The following is a 3,925-nucleotide window of genomic DNA, read 5'->3' on the forward strand; positions in this document are numbered from 1 at the left end:
ACAACCAGGTTTATGTAACCGGATACCAGGCATTTATCTTACCGGGAGACCGTACTGCTGGCACTGCAGAATCTGCCCACCTTACCAGTCTCCAATATTCTTCCAGACAAAATTACCAGAATTGTCTTTCTCTAATGTGAAGAACCCGTAACTTGCACGGGTTTTATCTCCGGCTGCATCGATACTCATTCTTCAGGAGATTCTGTGATACTTTTCGATAACGTATCCTCGGGCTTCTTTAACTGTTTTACTTCCAGAATCCCATGCATAACGAGCACATGTGCTGCAATATCTGCTGCTTCATATGCTAAAAATGGATGAATAGAAACAAAAATTTATATCCTGGTTACTCTAGGGGAAGATCGTCTATACCTTCTTCATAGGTAAACACGTCATTAATATCCACGTTGAAGACTCGTGCAATTCGATATCCAATAAGTAATGAGGGGGAATATTTTCCTTTTTCGATAGAGATTATGGTATTACGGGTAACACCGACTAACTGTGCAAGAGTCTCCTGGGTCATATCATACTCAGCCCGGAGGACTTTTATTCTGTTTTTCATATTGAATGTGACTAGTATTTTCGACGGTAGTATACATAAAAAGAACCATAGACTAAAAGAAGAAATATTAAAAGAAATCCACCTATTCTAGCCATCAGATCATATTCATAGTATGGTCGCAATCCTTCCTGCCAGAATGTTGCATACGATCCTGCTTCCTGGTATGTCATATCTTCGATATTCCTGATAAGATATGATCTCATGGTTGGATGCGAGATATCCAGAGGATTCAGATACTGAATGGTCACTGACATTGATCGTGTGTTATCATCATTGGTAACAATGTGTCCGTTGATTTTTGGAGTATATGCAGAACTCAACGAGAGAGAAAACAGAATTGATATAATAATAATAACGGTAACAAACAGAACCTCAAGGGTTCTCATCGCAGCATCTCCCTGAATACGCTGATTTAGTTCATCATCCAGGATTGGAGACACAATCTTGCGACCGGAATAACCCACAATTACTGCCAGAGGTATAATAATTAACGGAATCCAGATAAGTCCTGATATTATCGACCATCCTACCATTATCGCTGCCAGAATTGCAGTTCCAATAATCCATACCAGATAATGAATATATTTCATACTGATCGCTGTGTCAGGATAAAGCGGGATGTTCCGGAAAAAATTATGCCAGGTATCTGATCTGAATTTGAAAACGGGCTTATGAATGAAGCCGTTACCTCGTATAAGTTAGGAGAAAGATCTGAACTGTTGGCAGTCCATGACCACCGATGGACCGGATTATCATCAGCAAAAACCCTGGTATGTCCCATCAGTCCTAAAAATGATTTAAATGTAGTCTTAGAACTAAACTCGTCAGTTCTCTCGGTAAAAGCCGGTGTAATTTTTAGGCTGATACTACTTCCTGGCTGTAAATTTGTTGTTCCTGAAATCACGATCAGATCTCCGGCATGAACATCTCTTACAGAATCAAGACTGATATACAGAGAAGAAATGGAATCTGGAGTATTTGGCAGAGTATCCGAAGATTTGTTATATCCGTCGGTATGCATCTGATCAGAAAAAACTGAGGTACCATCTAAGGATGAATCATTATATGATGAGGAAATATCATCAGTTCTGTCAGGAAGAGTTGTGATAGAGAGTGTGGATAAGACGATAACCGCACCAATTATTACGAGAAGAATCGTTGCTCCGATCGCAACAGATCTGTATACCCTTTTTACTGACATTCCTGGTGTTCTGCGTTATGGAACCTACATTTTTCGAAGAGATATACCATTGGTTATCAGAAGATCCTTTTGTTCAATTTCATCTATGAATAGATAAAAGTGGTTAATGTAGTCTGGTTGTATTGTTCAAACCTGACATTTCAATCAATTATTTCACGGTAAACTGTGTATGAGCCTGAATTTTTCCTTTTTTCCATTCACCTTTTGTAAGATCTCCGCTGCTAATGGAACAGGTAACGTTGTATACACCGGGTGTAAAGGCGATAGTATCAATGGCATCTGATACCCGGTTTACTGTATCATTGCCTTTAACAACCATAGAATTCGATGAGAGGTATTGGTATTCACCAGTATATTGAGGCTGGGACTGTGTTAGATCCGGTCCGATCTCCCACAAGATCTCGGTCCCTACTGGTAGATCTGTTGAGCCGATAATGAGGAACTTATCACCTACCTTCTTTGGATCGATCGTATTCAGGAAGATAAACCCATTGGTGATGTTTTGATTGGGTTTATTCGTTGAATTATCAATCAGGACCTGTCCCTTCATGAAAATTGTCAGGTTCGAAGATGTATTACCAAAAATAATCCCACTCGGCGTGAAATTTAAAATATGAGTAACATTTACTTTATATCGTCCATATCCAAACCCAGAAGTATCCATCGCCACAGACCAGATATTCTGTTCTCCTTGTCCGGGAAAAACCATTGCATCAGTTCCTGAACCGGTACAGAAATCATAACAGTCTTTTTCAGGAATGAGGCTAATTTCAAGGTGAGAATCCTTAGGGAGTGTAGTGTTCCCCGATACTACTAGAAGATCCCCGATATTTGTAGAAGGAACTGCGTTGATGGTAATAATCGGGTCTTCCGTCTGTTCCGCACTCACAGATATGATAATCATAGAGATTATCATCAGGAGTAACCCCAGTGTAATCCTGGTTTGTAGTTTCATGGAGGCCACCTCTTCTATGTTCTCATATGCAGTATATGTATAAAAAATTTGGCATTATGCACAATATATTGTGCATAAAGATTACAACTAAAACTATTCTCCTTTTTTTGGGAAAAAAGTCTCATAAGAAAGGGGATCAACCTTACTATATCAGATCTCGGTTTTGTATCATGATTGACTCAACAACGTTGATATTCGGTACCTATTCAGCCTGTCTCGGCATCAATACCCAAAGGAAAAAAGGATCCATAAAAATCCGTAGAACTGGGTGGATAGATGAGTATTCTTCATACCCTTGAATATCCCTAACACAAGTGAAGAGGTAGATTCCGGAATTATTTACGTATCAGGAGTAATCGTTCTGATAACCCGGCACGGATTTCCCACGGCGACCACATCATCAGGGATATCTTTTGTAACAACACTCCCTGCTCCGATAACCGAATTATTCCCGATCGTTACCCCGGGAAGGATGATCGATCCACCTCCTATCCAGACGTTATCTCCTATTGTTACCGGATATGCAGACTCAAGATGAGAACGTCTTGCAGATGGGTTTACCGGATGGGTGGCAGTGTAGATCTGGACACCAGGTCCCAATAATGTATTTTTTCCGATCTGAACACGACCACAATCAAGGATCACACAGTTGAAGTTAGCGTAAAAGTTCTTCCCAAACGTGATATTGACTCCATAATCACAAAAAAATGGAGGTTCAATGAAGACAGTTTTATCAACCGGCTGTTTGATCAGTTTCTCTAACAATCGTCTCCTGACCTTTGGATCCTCTTCTGTTCGGTTATATCTCTGGAAGATCTTCCGGGCCCTCTTCCGAACCGATACGAGATACTCATCTGAACTATCATATTCAACCCCCTCTATCATCTTATTCCATTCACTCATATCGTGTTTCATTCTATCAAACCCAGATATTATATCAGATATTCATCCTGAAGCAAATTTCTCATGACCTTGCATGAGCCTCATACAACTAGGTACCTAAAAATGATGATATATATCAATCCCTTTAATCATCAATCCCCTGGGTATGGGTTCTTGAGATGAAGACTACATGTACCGATCGGTTATTGATACTCATCGTCTCTAATTCATTCAAATTTCGTAACTATTCAGGAATGCTGAGAACAGGTTGACATTGACATCGTATCCTGCCCATAAGTTCTGATATTATCCTTCCCTGGAA

The 3,925-nt window shown here is 39.9% G+C and carries 5 protein-coding genes; all 5 read right to left on the bottom strand.

What is annotated here, in order from left to right:
• Nucleotides 1–346 precede the first annotated feature (346 nt).
• The 5 genes from LUQ50_RS13125 to LUQ50_RS13145 all read right to left on the bottom strand — a co-directional run bounded on the left by LUQ50_RS13125 (nt 347) and on the right by LUQ50_RS13145 (nt 3,636).
• On the bottom strand, nt 347–565 hold the full coding sequence (locus LUQ50_RS13125; protein ID WP_300040384.1) for a helix-turn-helix transcriptional regulator: 219 nt from the start codon (nt 563–565) through the stop codon (nt 347–349).
• 11 nt (nt 566–576) lie between these two features.
• Nucleotides 577–1,155 carry a DUF2178 domain-containing protein gene (locus LUQ50_RS13130; RefSeq protein ID WP_300040387.1) on the bottom strand — a complete coding sequence of 193 codons (579 nt, stop codon included), beginning with the start codon at nt 1,153–1,155 and terminating at the stop codon, nt 577–579.
• Nucleotides 1,152–1,766, bottom strand: a complete 615-nt coding sequence (locus LUQ50_RS13135) for a hypothetical protein (protein ID WP_300040389.1) — start codon at nt 1,764–1,766, stop codon at nt 1,152–1,154. Before LUQ50_RS13135 ends, LUQ50_RS13130 begins: the two co-directional genes overlap by 4 nt.
• Nucleotides 1,767–1,914: 148 nt before the next feature.
• Nucleotides 1,915–2,670, bottom strand: coding sequence for a hypothetical protein (locus tag LUQ50_RS13140; protein ID WP_300040391.1), 756 nt, complete (start codon nt 2,668–2,670; stop codon nt 1,915–1,917).
• A gap of 390 nt (nt 2,671–3,060) precedes the next feature.
• Nucleotides 3,061–3,636 carry a sugar O-acetyltransferase gene (locus LUQ50_RS13145; RefSeq protein ID WP_300040393.1) on the bottom strand — a complete coding sequence of 192 codons (576 nt, stop codon included), beginning with the start codon at nt 3,634–3,636 and terminating at the stop codon, nt 3,061–3,063.
• Between the last annotated feature and the right edge of the window lie 289 nt (nt 3,637–3,925).

This window comes from Methanospirillum sp., from assembly GCF_028679455.1.
Taxonomy (GTDB): domain Archaea; phylum Halobacteriota; class Methanomicrobia; order Methanomicrobiales; family Methanospirillaceae; genus Methanospirillum.